16 protein-coding genes and 3 tRNA genes are annotated in these 16,424 nt (G+C 62.4%); 2 read left to right on the top strand and 17 right to left on the bottom strand.

Annotation, left to right across the window (positions count from 1 at the left end; genetic code table 11):
* The first annotated feature begins 117 nt into the window (after positions 1-117).
* A complete protein-coding gene (locus AB0O87_RS12695) occupies positions 118-423 on the top strand; it encodes a hypothetical protein (protein ID WP_363516538.1) in 306 nt (101 codons plus the stop codon).
* On the opposite strand, the gene mmsB is transcribed toward AB0O87_RS12695, so the two are convergent.
* Positions 420-1,334 (bottom strand): 3-hydroxyisobutyrate dehydrogenase, encoded by a 915-nt coding sequence (gene mmsB, locus AB0O87_RS12690; protein ID WP_363516535.1) that lies wholly within the window; start codon positions 1,332-1,334, stop codon positions 420-422. The two genes, AB0O87_RS12695 and mmsB, sit on opposite strands and share 4 nt — an antisense overlap.
* 177 nt (positions 1,335-1,511) lie before the next feature.
* On the opposite strand from mmsB, the gene AB0O87_RS12685 reads away from it, so the two are divergent.
* On the top strand, positions 1,512-2,423 hold the full coding sequence (locus AB0O87_RS12685; RefSeq protein ID WP_363516532.1) for a LysR family transcriptional regulator: 912 nt from the start codon (positions 1,512-1,514) through the stop codon (positions 2,421-2,423).
* A 25-nt stretch (positions 2,424-2,448) separates the two neighbouring features.
* Here AB0O87_RS12685 and AB0O87_RS12680 read toward each other — a convergent pair whose 3' ends face one another.
* The 16 genes from AB0O87_RS12680 to rpoC all read right to left on the bottom strand — a co-directional run bounded on the left by AB0O87_RS12680 (position 2,449) and on the right by rpoC (position 16,347).
* Entirely contained in the window at positions 2,449-3,195 is a 747-nt protein-coding gene (locus AB0O87_RS12680) for a 3-hydroxybutyrate dehydrogenase (protein WP_363516529.1), read from the bottom strand.
* The gene (locus AB0O87_RS12675) at positions 3,192-4,589 is read right to left on the bottom strand and encodes an MFS transporter (protein ID WP_363516526.1); all 1,398 of its coding nucleotides are present in this window, start codon (positions 4,587-4,589) and stop codon (positions 3,192-3,194) included. Before AB0O87_RS12675 ends, AB0O87_RS12680 begins: the two co-directional genes overlap by 4 nt.
* A gap of 240 nt (positions 4,590-4,829) precedes the next feature.
* Positions 4,830-4,903 (bottom strand) — tRNA-Met (locus AB0O87_RS12670).
* Between the two features lie 34 nt (positions 4,904-4,937).
* Positions 4,938-5,009: transfer RNA gene (locus tag AB0O87_RS12665), tRNA-Thr, on the bottom strand.
* Positions 5,010-5,077: 68 nt separating this feature from the next.
* Positions 5,078-6,310 (bottom strand): peptidoglycan DD-metalloendopeptidase family protein, encoded by a 1,233-nt coding sequence (locus tag AB0O87_RS12660; protein WP_363516524.1) that lies wholly within the window; start codon positions 6,308-6,310, stop codon positions 5,078-5,080.
* Between the two features lie 148 nt (positions 6,311-6,458).
* The gene (locus tag AB0O87_RS12655; protein ID WP_363516521.1) at positions 6,459-7,253 is read right to left on the bottom strand and encodes an inositol monophosphatase family protein; all 795 of its coding nucleotides are present in this window, start codon (positions 7,251-7,253) and stop codon (positions 6,459-6,461) included.
* Positions 7,250-8,296, bottom strand: coding sequence for a hypothetical protein (locus AB0O87_RS12650; protein ID WP_363516518.1), 1,047 nt, complete (start codon positions 8,294-8,296; stop codon positions 7,250-7,252). The genes AB0O87_RS12655 and AB0O87_RS12650 overlap by 4 nt, the downstream gene beginning before the upstream one ends.
* A 115-nt stretch (positions 8,297-8,411) precedes the next feature.
* Positions 8,412-9,212: an enoyl-CoA hydratase/isomerase family protein gene (locus tag AB0O87_RS12645; protein ID WP_363516515.1), complete on the bottom strand. Its 801-nt coding sequence runs from the start codon at positions 9,210-9,212 to the stop codon at positions 8,412-8,414.
* A gap of 46 nt (positions 9,213-9,258) precedes the next feature.
* A complete protein-coding gene (locus tag AB0O87_RS12640) occupies positions 9,259-9,750 on the bottom strand; it encodes an FBP domain-containing protein (RefSeq protein WP_363516512.1) in 492 nt (163 codons plus the stop codon).
* 72 nt (positions 9,751-9,822) lie between these two features.
* A complete protein-coding gene (locus AB0O87_RS12635) occupies positions 9,823-9,960 on the bottom strand; it encodes a hypothetical protein (protein WP_363516509.1) in 138 nt (45 codons plus the stop codon).
* Between the two features lie 18 nt (positions 9,961-9,978).
* Positions 9,979-10,137, bottom strand: a complete 159-nt coding sequence (locus tag AB0O87_RS12630) for a hypothetical protein (protein ID WP_363516506.1) — start codon at positions 10,135-10,137, stop codon at positions 9,979-9,981.
* A 101-nt stretch (positions 10,138-10,238) separates the two neighbouring features.
* Positions 10,239-10,544: a hypothetical protein gene (locus tag AB0O87_RS12625; RefSeq protein WP_363516504.1), complete on the bottom strand. Its 306-nt coding sequence runs from the start codon at positions 10,542-10,544 to the stop codon at positions 10,239-10,241.
* A gap of 94 nt (positions 10,545-10,638) precedes the next feature.
* A complete protein-coding gene (locus AB0O87_RS12620; protein ID WP_363516501.1) occupies positions 10,639-11,091 on the bottom strand; it encodes a hypothetical protein in 453 nt (150 codons plus the stop codon).
* 118 nt (positions 11,092-11,209) lie between these two features.
* Positions 11,210-11,294, bottom strand: a tRNA-Tyr gene (locus AB0O87_RS12615).
* An 86-nt stretch (positions 11,295-11,380) separates the two neighbouring features.
* Positions 11,381-12,310 (bottom strand): PfkB family carbohydrate kinase, encoded by a 930-nt coding sequence (locus AB0O87_RS12610; RefSeq protein ID WP_363516498.1) that lies wholly within the window; start codon positions 12,308-12,310, stop codon positions 11,381-11,383.
* Positions 12,311-12,471: 161 nt separating this feature from the next.
* Positions 12,472-16,347, bottom strand: coding sequence for a DNA-directed RNA polymerase subunit beta' (gene rpoC / locus AB0O87_RS12605; protein WP_363516496.1), 3,876 nt, complete (start codon positions 16,345-16,347; stop codon positions 12,472-12,474).
* Between the last annotated feature and the right edge of the window lie 77 nt (positions 16,348-16,424).

Raw genomic sequence — 16,424 nt, 5'->3', positions numbered from 1 at the left:
CATTCGCAACGGATTTCGCAGATACGCCTGAACTGCACCGCATCTCGCGCACTGTCAAGGGGCTCGCGCTTCGGCTTGCGAGAGCGCACACTGCAGATTGGGAGAGTCAGGAGAGAAATGGAGAAGGGTACCGATCCGGAGGAGAGATTCACTCTGGTGCAGGTGAACGCGTCGAATTGGGCCGTTCACGACCGGCATTATCCGGAACATGATCATCGTCGAGTGGTGTGCATGATTTTCGCCGAGACCACTGACGGGGTGGAAACACTCTGGCGCCGAGACCTTCCGCTTCCGATGCGGTATGCGACGGCGACGGACGTGTTGCAGGCTGTGCGCGGCTATCACTACACATCTCGTGCCACACGCCCGATCGCCATCCCCCACCTTCCACCCTCCAGCGGGCTACGGCGACGCGGCCTCTAGTCCGATCGCGTTCCGGAGCTCTCGAGCGATCCGTCGATCAGTGACACGATCTGGCTGCAGTCTTTGCCACCCTCGCCCTGATCGATGAGCCTTTGGAACAGTTGCTGAACGTGCTCCCCAATTTCCAGCGGGGTGTCGGTGTTCCGCGCCGCGGCAATGGCCAGTCCGATGTCTTTGTTCGCCAGGTCTGCGGTAAAAGAGGCGGCGAAGTCGTTGTTGGATGCCGCTGTCGGCACCACCCCAGCGATCGGGTACCAGGTGCGCAGCGCCCAACTGTCACCGGATGACACAGCGGCGATATCCCAAAAGACCTGCTTGTCTAGGCCGAGCCTGTCTGCCAGCACGGCACCCTCGGCCGTGGAGGCGAGGTTGATGAACAGGATGAGGTTGTTGCAGATTTTGGCGGCCTGACCTGTGGTGGCACCGCCCGTCGGGATGATGTTTCCAGCCATCGGCTTGATGTACTCGGAAGCATCAGCCACCGCGCCGCTTTCCCCACCGATCATGAAGGTGAGGGTCCCGGCGGTCGCGCCACTCATGCCTCCAGAGACAGGGGCGTCAACGAAGCGGAAGCCAGCGTCAGCCGCGGCGTCGTGCACGGCTTGCGAAGACTCGATGTCGATCGTGGAGGAGTCGATCAAGAGGGCACCCTTGTCTGCATGGGCGAGGATGCCGTCGCCCTCGAGGTAGACGCTGCGCACAGGCTCGCCTTTCGGGAGCATGCTGAAGACGACGTCGGCGCCGGCGACAGCGTCGGCGATCGAATCAGCAGCCTCAACGCCGCGCTCGACGGCTGCGGCGAGAGCATCATCATTCAGGTCGAAGCCGCGCACAGTGTGCCCTGCTTTAACCATGTTGGCTGTCATCGGGCCCCCCATGTTGCCCAAACCAATCCACGCTACAACTGCCATGATGAATGCTCCCTCGCATACGTCGCCCTCTGTCCCAGCGCCCTTGATTCGAGCCCGGCAAGGCCAGCATCACACCCTGTTAGAGTGCAAACAAGAACGAAAATGGCAGAGTGCATGTGCATCTATGCACACGTTCAGATGAGCGGACGATGGCGTCCCAGACAGGAGAGCAGTTCAATGCTGGACTTCACGCGATCGCCCAGCCCTGACGATCTCCTGGTGTTACTTTCGGTGGCAAGGCTCGGTCGCTTCACCGCTGTCGCTGATGCCTTAGACACCACGCACACCACCGTTTCGCGGCGAATCTTGGCGCTCGACAAGCAGCTGGGCGGCCGCACGCTGGAGCGAACTCCCCAGGGGTGGGAGCTGACAGAGCTCGGCCGTGCAGCCGTGTCGGCCGCCGAGGGCATTGAAAAGAGCCTCAGCGCCCTCGGCACCGGCGTGCGGAACGGGGCCGATGCGATCTCCGGCGTCGTGCGAGTGAGCACGTCGGATGCCTTTGGGGTGCACATCGCCACCCCTGCCCTCGTACGGTTGCAAGAGAGGCACCCCCTGCTGCGCGTCGAGCTTCTCAGCGCCACCAGACGCTTGAGCCGGAACCGCTCTGGCGTCGACATCGAGGTGGTGCCTGGGAGCGTCGAAGTAGACCAAGCCGAGACGATGTTGCTGGCCGACTACGCACTGCGCCTTTATGCCGGTGCCGGATATGTCGCGAATCACGGCATGCCCGAGACGACAGCCGAACTGGCTAACCACCGCTTCATTTCTTACCTGGAGTCCACGCTTCAGGTAGCCGAGCTGGCACAGCAACGCCGGTCACTCACCAGCGTGCCAGCACAGTTCCAGGCCACGAGCGTCTTCGCCCAAATAGAGGCGGTCAAGGCCAACGCCGGGATCGGGATGTTGCCGGCGTTCATGGCGGAGGGCCAGCAAGGACTCGTCAGAGTATTGCCACGGGAGGTGGAGCAGAAGGTGCAGTACTGGGCGGCGGCGCGGCCAGAGTCCCTTCGATCCCCCGCCGTGCAGGCGGTGATGGGCGCGCTCCTGCAGGAGACGTCGCGGATGAAAGACCAGCTCCTCCCCGCCTGACGACCGAGCTAGCCTGGCGACCGAGTTAGGTTGTCCAGCCGCCATCCATGACGTATGAGGCACCCGTCACCATGGTGGCCTGGTCGGACGCCAACCAGGCCACCAGCCCGGCAACTTCCTGAGGTTCGATCAGCCGTTTGATTGCATTTTTGGCGAGCATGACGTCGGCCAGCACCTGAGCCTCCGAGATGCCGTGGCGTGCCGCCTGCTCGGCGATCTGCCCCTCCACAAGCGCCGTCCGCACGTACCCGGGATTGACGCAGTTGCTGGTGACGCCGTGCGCTCCCCCCTCGCGGGCCGTGACCTTTGAAAGCCCCTCGAGCCCATGTTTGGCCGCGACATACGCCGACTTGAACGGGGAGGCACGCAGCCCGTGCACAGATGACATATTGATGATGCGGCCGAAGCCCTGCTCGTACATATGAGGCAGCGCTGCTCGAATCAGCAAGAACGGCGCCTCCAGCATCACCGTCATGATGAGCCTGAATGCGGCCGGATCAAAGTCTTCGATGGGACTGATCGACTGGATACCGGCATTGTTGACGAGGATGTCCACGTCGAGGGTCAGGGACTCCAGCTCTGCGGTGTCTGTCAGGTCTATCGCCCAAGATTCACCGCCCACCTCGGCGGCGACGGCCGCGGCACCGCTCGCGTCGCGGTCCGCGACGATAACGTAGGCGCCTTGGGCCGCGAGCGACCTGGCGCAGGCGGCCCCCACCCCGCCTGCGCCTCCGGTCACAAGTGCCCGGCGTCTGCTGGAATCAGCAGTCATTTCTCGCTCTGTGTGGCCGCGACTTTAGCCGCAGCGGCACGCCCCAGCGCCAACGTTCCTGCGGCATCGGCGTCGTCGATGTCTTGCAGTGAGACGCCCTTGGTCTCTTTCAAGAAGTACACCGCAACCGCTGTCACCATGCAGGCGCCGAGTAGGTAGATCGCCACGGGAACGGAGGAGTTGTAACGCTCCACCAGGCCGGTAGCGATAAACGGGGCCATCGAACCAGCCACGATGGAGGTGACCTGGTAACCGAGCGAGACGCCCGAGTACCGCATGCGCGTCGGGAACATCTCGGCCATGATCGCCGGCTGACCTGCGTACATGAAGGCGTGGAAGGTGAGCCCGATCGTGACCGAGGCCAGGATCATGAAGTCGTCCCGGGTGTCCATCATCGGGAAGGCGAAGAAACCCCAGGTCGCGCCAGTCAATGCGCCGATCATGTAGGTGGGCTTGCGTCCGAGCGAGTCAGAGAGACGCCCTACCAGCGGCACCACCACGAAGTGGATGGCGTGCGCCACGAGCAACAGCATCAGAATGCGGGAGGTGTCGATGTCGACAATGACCTTGAGATAGGTGATCGAGAACGTGACCACCAGGTAGTAGAGAATATTCTCGGCGAAGCGCAGACCCATGGCCGTGAACACCCCACGCGGGTAGCGGCGCAAGACCTCGATCACGCCATAGCCAACCTTGGGGTTGTCTGCGATTTCCGACTGCGCTTCCAAGAAAATCGGAGCATCGCTGACCTTGGTGCGGATGTAGTAGCCCACCAGCACGATGACGGCAGAGAGCCAGAACGCCACCCGCCAACCCCAGCTCAGGAACGCTTCGTCGCTCAGAAGGGTGGCTAGCGTGAGCAGCACGCCGGTGGCCAGCAGGTTACCGATCGGCACAGCCGACTGTGGCCAGGAAGACCAGAAGCCGCGCGACTTATTCGGGCTGTGCTCAGCTACGAGCAGCACAGCGCCGCCCCATTCGCCGCCCACTGCGAAGCCTTGAATAAAGCGCAGACCGACAAGTAGCGCCGGAGCCCAGTAGCCGATCTGACCGAACGTGGGGATGCACCCCATCAGGAAAGTCGAAACGCCGACCAGGATGATGCTCAGCTGCAGCAGCTTCTTGCGTCCGAACTTATCGCCGAAGTGGCCAAAGACGATGCCACCAATTGGCCGTGCCACGAAGCCAACGGCGTAGGTGAGGAACCCGGCCATGATGGCATCGAGCTCAGACCCTGAGTTCGGAAAGAACACTTTGCCGAACACCAGGGTGACAGCAGTGGCGTACAAGAAAAACTCGTACCACTCCACGACTGTGCCTGCCATAGAGGCGGCGACGACCTTGCGCAGACCCGACTCTTTCGATGATGGGCGTGGCCCAGCATTTGCACTCATCTTTAAGCTCCTCCGCGCCGTAGCGCGCCTGTCGGCATTGACATCTGAGGCCTGCCGCTCGCGTCTTATGAGCTGCGGCACGTTCCCGGTTTGCTGAGTCTCCCAGCGCGAAGCTCGAACAACAATGACCATTCCCACAGAGCATGTGTGCACTATTGCACACATGCTCTGTGGCCGTACTCGCACTTCGCTAACCTCAGGACACGAAAAAACCCCCGATAAATCGGGGGTTTGAATCTGTAGCAGGAGCGGGGCTTGAACCCGCGACCTCACGATTATGAGTCGTGCGCTCTAACCAGCTGAGCTACCCTGCCGCGAGGCATCCGTCCGCGTGAGAAGAATGCTGCGAGCCCCGAGTCAGGATTGAACTGACGACCCCTTCCTTACCATGGAAGTGCTCTACCACTGAGCTATCGGGGCGTGCTGCCCCTTGCGAGGCAACCGTACGAGAATACCATCACAGTGGCGTCCTCATGAAATCGAGCCGGTTAGTAGTCGTACCGTCCGGCGTTCTCGTTCAGCCACGGCATCGGATCGATGGTCGATCCGTTGACGATGAGCTCAAAGTGCATGTGGGCGCCGTAGGAGCGGCCCGTGTTTCCGGTCTTGCCGACGATGTCGCCGACCTTCACCTTGTCGCCGGCTTTCACCTGCAACGAGCCGTACTGCATGTGCGAGTAGTGGCTCGTGATGACTTCACCGTCGATGACGTGATCGATGTAGACGGTAACGCCGTAGGCGCCGCCCTGCTCGGTAGCAATGCGGACGGTACCATCGGCGATCGACTGGGCAGGCGCACCATCGCCCGGCACGAAGTCGATTCCTTCATGAAGCCGTCCGCTGCGCATGCCGTAGCCGTAGCTCATCCCGACGCCCACAAGGAAAGGCCACTGAATCGCGGCCTCCGGGTCGTTCGTGTAAACCTCGCCCGAGTAGTTGATGCCCTGCTCTGCAGCTACCTGCACCAGCGATACGGTGCTGAAGTCATCGGCGCGAACGAGCGACTCGTTCTCCACCCCGGACGGAGCAACGAAAGCCTGAATCTCTTCTTCGTCCGTTGCCTCGGCGCCTGCAGAACCTGCCGACACCAGAGACATCGAGGCACCGGGCGCACTCTGCACGGCGGCGACGGCCTCGGCCGGAAGAGTCATTGAGACGGCGAGGAGCCCCGCGAGGCTCATCACGCCAACGGTCGCGCCGACAGCGAATACCTTTCGGACGCTGCGCGACCGACGAGGAGCCACGTGCGCGACGAAGGTGGAGGTAGGCGGCACAGCCCCTGCGGGGCGCTGCTCGGTAGCGGCCTGCTCAGAGTCAGCTGCCGTTGGCACCGATCCGGTGTTGCTGAAAGCGCGCGAGGCGCGCTCGAAAGCATCGACGTCGTCTTCGACGGAGGGATGTGCGGAGACGCGAGAAGCCGCTTCTGCGGCAGCAGGCTTGGTCTCAACAGTGATGGGGGCGGGAGCGACGGGAACATCTGCGATGTCAGCAACGGTCGTCTCACGCGTTTTTGCCACTAGCGGGGCGGCGGGCTCCCCTGCGGCAGAGTTCACTGCGGGAGTGTCGGCGGCCACGGGGCGCTGACGTGACGCACGACGAGAAAGCGGTGCGACTACCGAGAGAGCGATGGCAGCCTCTGCGGCAGAGGCAGGTGTCGTCGTTCCATCCGTAGAGGCCTGGGCGGCCGCGTCTCGGAGTCGGCTCGACCGGCGGGTGGGCACGGAGTCAGCCTGGGAATTCTCGAAGGGCAAAAGGTTTCTCTCGGTTGTGCGTCAGTCTCGGGGCGCTGAATCGACTTTCACCTTCGGGTGGCGGAAGTAACGATCGGGTAAACGATACCTTGATCAGTCTGAGAATGCCATGAATCGTTCATCTTTTTTCCGTAAGAATCGCGTGCAGTTTGGCATGGACTTCACGTCCTCCCGCGATCAGCATCGGACGAGTGGCGCTGCTGTCGATCCACGACACTGCTCCGCCAGCTTCTCGCACCAGGAGTTCGCCGGCGGCGTGATCCCACGGACGCAATCCGCGCTCGAAATATCCATCGATTCGACCAGCGGCAACGTACGCAAGGTCGAGTGCGGCTGCCCCCATGCGCCGCAGGTCGCGCGCCATCGGCATGACGCGGCTCACCGTTGCGAGGTCGTCAGCGTGCGTCGCCGGGTCATAGCCGAACCCCGTAGCGAGAAGCGCGCCGGCAGGGGTCTCTCCCGTGACAGCGAGCCGGTTTCCCGCAAGCCAGGCACCGTGCCCGAGCGCCGCAGTGAAAATCTCCCCGACCGCCGGGGCGTTGACGGCAGCGGCGAGCGCCTCCCACGACTCCGGCTCGGGGTTGCCGCTGACCGCGGCGATGCTGACGTTGTAGGCGGGGATGCCGTAGGCGTAGTTGACAGTGCCGTCGATGGGGTCGACCACCCAGGTGATGCCACTTTCGCCAAGCTCAGCGCCGGTCTCCTCTCCGAGGAACCCGTCGCCTGCTCTCGCCTCTCGAATGCGGTCTCGAATGAGCGCTTCGACTTCGCGGTCAGCCTCGGTAACGATGTCGGCGAGTGTCGATTTGGTGGCCGCGAGGCGCACACCTTCGTCTCGTCGGCGACGCGCCAGCTCTCCCGCTTCCCGAGCGATCTCTGTCGCGAGCTCTGACAGCTCCAGTGAAAGCGTCACTGCGTGGGCGCCTGCGGTGCGGGAGCCTGCGGTGTGGGCGGCGGCGGCGGGAAGGACTGCTCCCCCGAAGGCGGCGCCACAGGCGACGTGTTCGCGGGAGCCTGAGGGAGTGCGTGACCCCCGAGGCTTGTAGACGGAGGCGTTGACTGCTGTGGAGCCGGTGGCTGCTGTGGCGCCGATAGTTGCTGTGGAGCCGGTGGCTGCGGCGGTACGGGCGCATTCGGCACGGGAAAGTTCGGCACGATGGCCGTTGCAGGCTGCTGTTGCTGGGCGGCAACGGTGGGGTATCCGGTGTAGTACGCGTTCCAGTCTGGACTCGAGTCCGGCAACGCGGGCAGGGGCGTGACGCCATCCGCATACGTCGGCCACGATGGCGGGGAGGCCACTGCCCGCTCCGCGGGTGCCTCCTTCTTCGGTGCGAACAGAGCATTCAGAAGCGGGATCAGCGTGGTCCCCACGGCGACGAGAATCGTCAACGCGACCACGATCCGCCAGTAGAGCTCTCCGTAAACAAAAGTGTTCGGGAAGGCGAGGAAGAAGACGAGCATCCCGACGAGGCCGCAGAGGAAGGCAACGGTCACCATGTAGATCACCTGAGTGAAGGTGGTGACGTGTCGTTGCGCCGCAGGGGTGAAGAGCCGCACATGCAGGAGCGCTAGCTGCAGAATGCCTATGACGAGGAGGAGCTGGAAGAAGCGCTCGGCGCCGAAGAAGTAACCATCTTCCGGAAGCCAGATCTTTACGGCACCGACCAGTAGCGCGATGATCCAGCTGACCATGCTGGCCAGCTGTAGCCAGTCAGGACGGTTCGGTGCGAGACTCGCCTCCAAGATCGCGATGCCAGCGAACGCCGCCAGCAGCACGATGGTGAGGAAAGCTCGACCGATCAAGCCGTTCTGATCTCCGACAAGGACCCAGATGACGCACACGAGCGCCGCTGCGATCAGCGCACCGATTGCGATCCAGAGGGATCCTCTAATCAGCAACGACATATTCTTCGTCTCACCGTTCGGTGAGCGCGTGGTGATGTCTTGTTGAGACATGGGGATCCTCTCGTCCAGCGGCGATGAGTTCATCCTGCCACGGGACCTGTCGGTAGTTCAGGGGTTTTCAGTCACTGGGGAATGCCAGGGCTCAGTGGCGATTGGGCAGGAGCGGTCAGCGCGCCTTCTTCATAGCGGCCGCCGCGAACGCTGCGATGCGGGCCTGGGCATCTGGCGTCTCCAGAGACGCACCGATGGAACGCGCTTCCTCTGTGAGTTGCTCGGCGAAAGTCCGCTCTGGCCGCGAGCGCACCAATCGCTTTGCCTGTCCGTAGGCTCCTGCGGCCCCCGCGAGCCAGAAGCGAGCGATCTCTTCGGCCCGCGCGCGCACAGCCTCGGCTTCAGAGGCCGAGTCTTCGCCTTCGATAGCTTCTGCGACAAGCCCCCACTCCACCGCTTCGGCGGCGGAGAGCAGGCGATCTTGCAGCACGAGTTGCAGTGCACGACGCTGTCCGACGGCATGAGCGAGTTGAGCCGACACGGAGAGATCCGGGGTGAGTCCAATGTTCGCGTACAGGCTGCCGAGTTTCGAGCGGGAACCAACGACGGCGTAGTCGCCAGCCAACAAGATTCCCAGCCCGCCACCGGCCGTCGTGCCGTGCGCCGCCACCACCACAGGAACTGCGGACTCGGTCAACGACCGGATACCCGCGTTGATCACCTCGGCGAGCGCGGTGATGTCTGCACCAGAGGCCCCCATCGTGGTCGCCATATCGATGACATCGCCGCCTGCACAGAAAGCCGGCCCTGCCGCATCGATCATGATCGCCTTCACGTCGGGTCGCGACGTCGCATCCGCGGTGGCCTCTTTCCAGGCGTGGGCAAGATCGGCGTTGAAAGCATTGAGTCGAGCAGGACGGTTCAGGGTCAGCCTGGCCATGCCCTCTTCGACGGTGAACAGAATGGCATCACTCATGGCTTCTCCTTTGAGCGCGAGACGTGTGGCTCCAGCGTAACCGCGTTCAGCCCTGCGACCAGACCCGCGAGACAAAGGCCTCCATGCGGCGGCGCGTGCCATCAAGGCGCATATCGATCTGGCCTGGCACGAGCACTTCGTTGGGGGCGAGTGGATGTGCCAGGCGCACGTTCTCGTGACACGACAGGTCGGCGCAAATGTAGGTGCCGAAGGAGTTTCCCTTTTGTCCAGCCGCGCCAGCACGACGCGCAGAGAACAATGCGACCTGGTTGCCTGGCTGCATCATGTGGCAGATGCTGCACAGTCCCGATCGCGCACGCGCAGGGTCTGAAGTGCGCAAGACGATTCCGGCGACGTGGTCCTCGTGCGGGACGATGACATATCCGCGACGGCTTACCATCGGGTCGCGCCATGCGAAGAAGTCCAGGTAGTCCCAGTCAACGAGGAGAAAATCGTGCGGGAGCTCCAGCACACGAAGTTCTTCCTCATCTGCGTTCACGAACGAGGCGAGGACATCGGCTTCGGTAAGCGGTCGCATCTCTCCAGTCTATGAACTCCCACGGGGTCGAGACGCACGAAGGCCCGCACCGAAGTGCGGGCCTTCATGTTGCTAATCTGCGTCCGATTTCTCTGCACGAACGTCTTCGGTCGGCTTTCCCTTTCCGTCTTCTGCTCCGAGGTTGTCGTTCTCTTCCGGCCCAGGGGACGGCTCGGTGCTGATATCGGTGCGGTCACTGCTTTTGCTCATGTGGTGGCCTTTCTGCGATCACGAAGGTTCGACGGAGTCGGTATCGTCTTCGTCTTCGTCTTCGTCTTCGTCTTCGATGGGGACGACTCGCTCGTCGTCGGTCGATGGCATATCTGGATCGATCCCTTCGGCATCGATCTCGCGGTTCGCGTCCGGGTACAGCTGGGGGTCTGACATCCGAATCTCCAATCACGGGGCTGGCGAATGACCAGTTTCACAGCCAAGGCCAGCGATGGGTCCCCCGTTGACAGATCGACATGCGGCAGACAACACTCCGCTCAGGCGGTCGCAAGCGGCGGCAGATGTGGGATCGGAATCGGTCGTCCCGCACGACGCGGGGAGTGGAACCGCTGGAGATCCTCCAGCGCATCGATCGCAGACATGTAGCTGGTCGCCAGGGGAAGGTCCCGTAGCCACACCACCTCGACTTCGACCGCGTCGACCTGGTAGACGCACGCAACGGTGCGACGAGAGTCGTTCTGGTCGTAGCGGTGATCGAGAAGCACCCACTCCGCATCGGTGATCTTTCTCAGTTCGAACCGAGGATCGAGCGCCTCCGGCCCGCCAGAATTCACCAGAATCATACGAAAGTCCGACCCTGCCTTCAACAGATATATCGGGGGGATCGCTAGCCGGACTGCTGAATGGGGTTCAAATAGGAGCTCCGGCGGGGCGGCTTCATTGCACCCAACTACGGATCTCATCTTCTAGCTCTGCCGCGGCTGCGCCGCGCAACAAGAAAGTCGGTTCTGATGGGGTTCCACCGATGGTGCAGTAAGCCAAACTCTCGCTGCCCCCGGCAACTCCTGGAACCAACACGAACCACGGATACTCAGATTCATTGCGCTCGATCACGGCGCGCGCTCTATCTGGACTGAGCGGGGAGCCGAAGTCGGGCCCCGTTACTTCGAGACATAGGTCGATGAGCGCGGCTTTATCGAACGTTTCAGGCGACTCCGGAGCATCGGTCTGAGGTGGCGCACTTGCGCTCGGTGTCGGCAATAGCGGCGAGGCTGAAGGCGAAGGCGAAGACGATCCGACGGGATGCGGTGTCGATGCCTGCGACTCGCCAGTTGTACCGACGCAGCCTGACAGCAAGAAGATCAGAGCAAGTACTCCAGCAGGCTTCATACAGGCACGCTACCTCATAGCAAGGGCCATGAACTGGCAGCGAGTGGGTCGCCCTTGATCCGAAGGGCGGGCAAACAAAAAGTGGCCCGAGTTCTTCGGGCCACTTCGTGATGATTTGTGGTGGCGAGTGAGGGATTCGAACCCCCGAATGCAATGCAGTCTGATTTACAGTCAGATCCCTTTGGCCGCTTGGGTAACTCGCCAGAGCGCACCCGTCCGACTTGGACAGCCAACCGGGGGCACGAGAGACAAGCATACCTGTCAGAGCCGGGTGCAAGAAATCGACGTGTCAGCTGCCCTGTACGCCGCGGCCTGCATGCTGGAGCGACTCCGGTGTCCGCAGCAATCCGCCCTCTGCGCGGCACGTCGCCGCCGCGATATCCATGGCCCGCTGCAGCAGCGCTTCCCACTCCCCCAGCTCGCCCGGCGTGGCATCCACCAGCCCGGCGGAGACGGCGGCGAGCGTCGCGTCTCCCGCTCCCACGGTGTCGATGACAGCACCGGGAAGGTGAGAGATGGGAGCTGAGACTGTGCCTGCGTCGACATCGATCTTGGCTCCGTCAGCGCCCGCGGTGGCGAGCACGGCCGCCGCGCCGAGGCCACGGAGCCGAGTGCGCAGGACATCAAGGTCGCCGTCGTAGAGGATTCCGGCGTCGTCTGCCCCAACCTTCACGATGGCTGCCGTGGCTGCAACGCGCTCAAACCCGTGCACGAACTCGGCACGATCGCTGAGCATCCCTGTCCGCGGGTTCGGGTCAACGGCGACGCGGGCGTCACCCAGCGCCTCCACCATTGCATCGACCTCCGCCGGCACATCGAAGGGGAAGCAACTGATCGCTACGAGCCCTGCCTGGGCGATAGCCGCACATGCCTCGTCGGAGTAACGAATGCACCGCTTCTGCGCAGCCTCATTGAAGACATACTCTGGTTCGCCGTTCGCGGCCCGCTGCACAATCGCGCGAGACGAACCGAGCGGCGCCGCACTGACGATCAGCTTCACGTTGTGATCTGCGAGGTACTCACGAATGTGTGCGCCTGCCTCGTCATCCCCCACCATCGCGATCAACGTGGTCGGAACACCGAGACGACGGAGGCCCACAGCGACATTGAGTGCCGCCCCGCCAACCAGCTCACGCACCCCGTTGCTATCTCGAATCTCATCAATCAGCGCGTCACCGATCACAACCACGGAACCGGCTACAGAAGTCTCAGTACTCACCCGCCGACTTTACCGCGCCGCAGGGAGGAGAACCCTGCCTCGGGAGGAGGTTTGGGGCACAGCACTCCTCCCGAGGCAGGGTTCTCCTCCCCAAATATTGGAGAGAGAAACGAAGAAGGCCCCAGGCGAATCGCCTGGGGCCTTCTTACTTACTCAATACCTCAGTTGTAGGTACCGGGGGTGATGTCATCTGTCGAGAACGCGTCGAAGTCGACGTAACCGAAGTCGCCATCTGCGTACGCACCGTCGGATGCAAAGATCCGGTTCGGGTAGCGCTCGCTCTTGGCTTCCTCAGTAGCCTCGACCGCAACGTCACGGTACTTCGAGAGACCGGTTCCAGCGGGGATGAGCTTACCGATGATGACGTTCTCCTTGAGACCGACCAGCGGGTCACGCTTGCCCTGCATAGCAGCCTCAGTGAGCACGCGAGTGGTCTCCTGGAAGGAGGCCGCAGACAGCCACGATTCGGTCGCAAGCGACGCCTTCGTGATACCCATCAGCTCCGGACGACCAGACGCGGGGCGCTTGCCCTCTGCCACGGTCTCACGGTTGATCGACTGGTAGCGCTTGAGGTCGACCATTTCACCCGGCAGCAGGTTCGTGTCGGCGTGATCGACGACCGTAACCTTGCGGAGCATCTGGCGAACGATGACCTCGATGTGCTTGTCGTGAATCGGCACACCCTGCGAGCGGTACACGCCCTGGACGCCGCCAACGAGGTAACGCTGCACCTCGCGAGCACCCATGACACGCATGATCTCCTTGGGATCGAGCGTGCCGACCAGGATCGGCTGACCGACAGTGACGTGCTGACCATCTTCGATGAGAAGCGTTGCACGCTTCAGCACCGGGTAGATGACGGGCTCTTCGCCGCTGTCAGGCGTGAGGATAACCTTCTTGCCCTTGTCGTTCTCTTCGATCGTGACGCGTCCATCGGACTCGGCGATCGGCGACGCACCCTTCGGGGTACGAGCCTCGAAGAGCTCTTGCACGCGGGGAAGACCCTGCGTGATGTCATCTGCCGAAGCCGAACCACCCGTGTGGAAGGTACGCATCGTCAGCTGAGTACCAGGCTCACCAATCGACTGTGCCGCGATGATGCCGACGGCCTCGCCGATGTCGACGGTCTTACCCGTCGCCAACGAACGTCCGTAGCACTGCGCGCAGACACCGACAGCAGAGTCACAGGTCAGCACCGAGCGCACCTTGATGCTCTCGACGCCTGCGGCGACCAGCTTGTCGATCAGCACGTCACCAACGTCTTCACCAGCAGCGGCGAGAACCTCGCCCTTGCTGTCGACGACCTCGGAAGCCAGCGTACGAGCGAACACCGAGTTCTCGACGTTTGCGTCGCGCACCAGCTCGCCCTGCGAGTCCGGAGCAGCAATCGGGAGCTCAAGGCCCTTCGACGTGCCGCAGTCCTCTTCGCGGATGATGACGTCCTGCGAGACATCCACCAGACGACGGGTCAAGTAACCCGAGTCAGCGGTACGCAGAGCGGTGTCGGCCAGACCCTTACGGGTACCGTGCGTCGCGATGAAGTACTCCGCCACCGACAGACCCTCGCGGTACGAGGAAATGATCGGACGCGGGATGATCTCACCCTTGGGGTTGTTCACAAGACCACGCATACCGGCGATGTTTCGGATCTGCAGCCAGTTACCACGGGCACCAGAGGAAACCATGCGGTTGATGGTGTTGTCCTCAGGGAAGTTCGCCCGCATCGCGGCCTGAACCTCGTCGGTTGCCTCGGTCCAGATCTTGATGAGTTCCTGACGACGCTCGGTGTCGGTCGTCAGACCCTTCTCGTACTGCGACTGAACCTTCGCGGCCTGCTTCTCGTAGCCGGCAACAATCTCTGCCTTGTTCGGCGGGGTGAGGATGTCGCTCAGTGCGACGGTGACACCCGAGCGCGTAGCCCAGTAGAAACCGGCGTCCTTGATGCGGTCCAGCGAGGCAGCCGTCTCGACCTTGGGGTATTCCTCGGCCAGCTTGTTGACGATCTGCGACAGCTTGTTCTTGTCAGCCTGCTCGCGAACGAACGGGTAACCCTTCGGCAAGGTGTTGTTGAAGATCGCCTGACCCAGGGAAGCGTCGACAAGTCCGTGGCGGTCGTAGTTCTCGGGGGCTTCGCCCTCGAGGAACGTCAAACCGGGGATGCGGATGCGGATCTTCGCCTGCAGGTCGAGGGTTCCCTCGTCCTTCGCCAGGATCGCTTCGCCCACAGAACCGAATGCACGTCCTTCACCGGCTGCGCCCTCCTTGACCGTGGTCAGGTGGTGCAGACCAATGATCATGTCCTGCGAAGGCAGGGTGACCGGACGTCCGTCAGACGGCTTCAGGATGTTGTTCGATGCAAGCATCAGCACGCGGGCTTCGGCCTGAGCCTCAACCGACAGCGGCAGGTGCACAGCCATCTGGTCACCGTCGAAGTCGGCGTTGAACGCCGCACAAACGAGCGGGTGCAGCTGGATGGCCTTACCTTCAACGAGCTGAGGCTCGAACGCCTGGATTCCCAAACGGTGCAGCGTAGGTGCACGGTTGAGCAGCACAGGACGCTCGCGGATGATCTCTTCGAGCACGTCCCAGACCTCGGGACGGGTGCGCTCGACGGCGCGCTTCGCAGCCTTGATGTTCTGCGAGTGACCGAGGTCGATCAGGCGCTTGATAACGAACGGCTTGAAGAGCTCCAGCGCCATCTGCTTGGGCAGACCACACTGGTGCAGCTTGAGCTGCGGTCCGACGATGATGACCGAACGGCCAGAGTAGTCAACACGCTTTCCGAGCAGGTTCTGACGGAAACGACCCTGCTTACCCTTCAGCATGTCGCTGAGGGACTTGAGGGCACGGTTACCGGTACCGGTGACGGGACGACCACGGCGACCGTTGTCGAACAGCGCGTCAACAGCTTCCTGCAGCATGCGCTTCTCGTTGTTGACGATGATCTCGGGGGCACCGAGGTCGATCAGACGACGAAGACGGTTGTTGCGGTTGATCACACGACGGTAGAGGTCGTTGAGGTCAGACGTCGCGAAACGGCCACCGTCAAGCTGCACCATCGGGCGCAGCTCCGGCGGAATAACCGGAACGACGTCGAGGACCATAGCGGCCGGGCTCATGCCGGTCTCAAGGAACGAGCTGACGACCTTGAGGCGCTTGATCGCACGGATCTTGCGCTGGCCCTTGCCCTCAGAGATCTGCAGGCGCAGGTTCTCTGCCTCAGCAGCGAGGTCGAACGCCGCGAGGCGACGCTGAATCGACTCCGCGCCCATGTAGGCCTCGAAGTACTGACCGAAACGGTCCTGCAGCTCGTGGAAGACATCGTCTTCCGGACGCAGGGCACCAACCTCGAGGGTGCGGAAGTCTTCCCACACACGCTCAAGCTTCATGATCGCCTCGTCTGCACCCTTGCGGATGAGAGTCATTTCCTTCTCGGCGGCGTCCTTGACCTTCTTCTTGGCGTCAGCCTTGGCACCATCAGCCTCAAGAGCAGCAAGCTCCTCTTCCAGCTTGGCCATGCGCTCCGCGATCTTGGAGTCGCGGCGGTCGCCGAGCGTCTTCAGCTCGAGGCGGATGTTGTTTTCCTGCGTGCCAAGGTCGCGGTGACGAGCATCCTCGTCCACCGAGATGACCATGTAAGCGGCGAAGTAGATGACCTTTTCGAGGTCCTTCGGCGCCATGTCAAGCAGGTAACCCAGACGCGAAGGCACGCCCTTGAAGTACCAGATGTGGGTTACGGGAGCAGCAAGCTCAATGTGACCCATGCGCTCACGACGAACGGAGCTCTTGGTGACCTCCACGCCGCAGCGCTCGCAGACGATGCCCTTGAAGCGGACACGCTTGTACTTACCGCATGCACACTCCCAGTCGCGGGACGGGCCGAAGATCTGCTCTCCGAAGAGACCGTCCTTCTCCGGCTTCAGTGTGCGGTAGTTGATGGTTTCGGGCTTCTTGACCTCGCCGTATGACCACGCGCGAATGTGGTCTGCGGTCGCCAGGCCGATGCGAAGCTCATCGAAAGTTGTTGACTCGAGCACTAGTTCTCCTGTGTCGGAAATTCTTTTTGAGAAATCGGGGGCCTTCGGCAGGCTCAGTCCCCCACGGGGAGCCTGAG

Origin of the sequence: Microbacterium sp. NPDC076768 (assembly GCF_040687205.1) — a bacterium.
Taxonomy (GTDB): domain Bacteria; phylum Actinomycetota; class Actinomycetes; order Actinomycetales; family Microbacteriaceae; genus Microbacterium.
The sequence above is the reverse complement of the archived record's forward strand: the minus strand, read 5'-3'. Positions and strand labels throughout refer to the sequence as shown.

What these genes read in the sequence shown, in the direction of transcription:
- AB0O87_RS12620 (WP_363516501.1), bottom strand. Translation starts at nt 11,091, where the DNA reads ATGAAGCCTGCTGGAGTACTTGCTCTGATCTTCTTGCTGTCAGGCTGC.
- AB0O87_RS12640 (WP_363516512.1), bottom strand. Translation starts at nt 9,750, where the DNA reads ATGCGACCGCTTACCGAAGCCGATGTCCTCGCCTCGTTCGTGAACGCA.
- AB0O87_RS12650 (WP_363516518.1), bottom strand. Translation starts at nt 8,296, where the DNA reads ATGTCTCAACAAGACATCACCACGCGCTCACCGAACGGTGAGACGAAG.
- AB0O87_RS12630 (WP_363516506.1), bottom strand. Translation starts at nt 10,137, where the DNA reads ATGTCAGACCCCCAGCTGTACCCGGACGCGAACCGCGAGATCGATGCC.
- AB0O87_RS12675 (WP_363516526.1), bottom strand. Translation starts at nt 4,589, where the DNA reads ATGAGTGCAAATGCTGGGCCACGCCCATCATCGAAAGAGTCGGGTCTG.
- AB0O87_RS12680 (WP_363516529.1), bottom strand. Translation starts at nt 3,195, where the DNA reads ATGACTGCTGATTCCAGCAGACGCCGGGCACTTGTGACCGGAGGCGCA.
- AB0O87_RS12645 (WP_363516515.1), bottom strand. Translation starts at nt 9,212, where the DNA reads ATGAGTGATGCCATTCTGTTCACCGTCGAAGAGGGCATGGCCAGGCTG.
- mmsB (WP_363516535.1), bottom strand. Translation starts at nt 1,334, where the DNA reads ATGGCAGTTGTAGCGTGGATTGGTTTGGGCAACATGGGGGGCCCGATG.
- AB0O87_RS12625 (WP_363516504.1), bottom strand. Translation starts at nt 10,544, where the DNA reads ATGATTCTGGTGAATTCTGGCGGGCCGGAGGCGCTCGATCCTCGGTTC.
- AB0O87_RS12685 (WP_363516532.1), top strand. Translation starts at nt 1,512, where the DNA reads ATGCTGGACTTCACGCGATCGCCCAGCCCTGACGATCTCCTGGTGTTA.
- AB0O87_RS12635 (WP_363516509.1), bottom strand. Translation starts at nt 9,960, where the DNA reads ATGAGCAAAAGCAGTGACCGCACCGATATCAGCACCGAGCCGTCCCCT.
- AB0O87_RS12695 (WP_363516538.1), top strand. Translation starts at nt 118, where the DNA reads ATGGAGAAGGGTACCGATCCGGAGGAGAGATTCACTCTGGTGCAGGTG.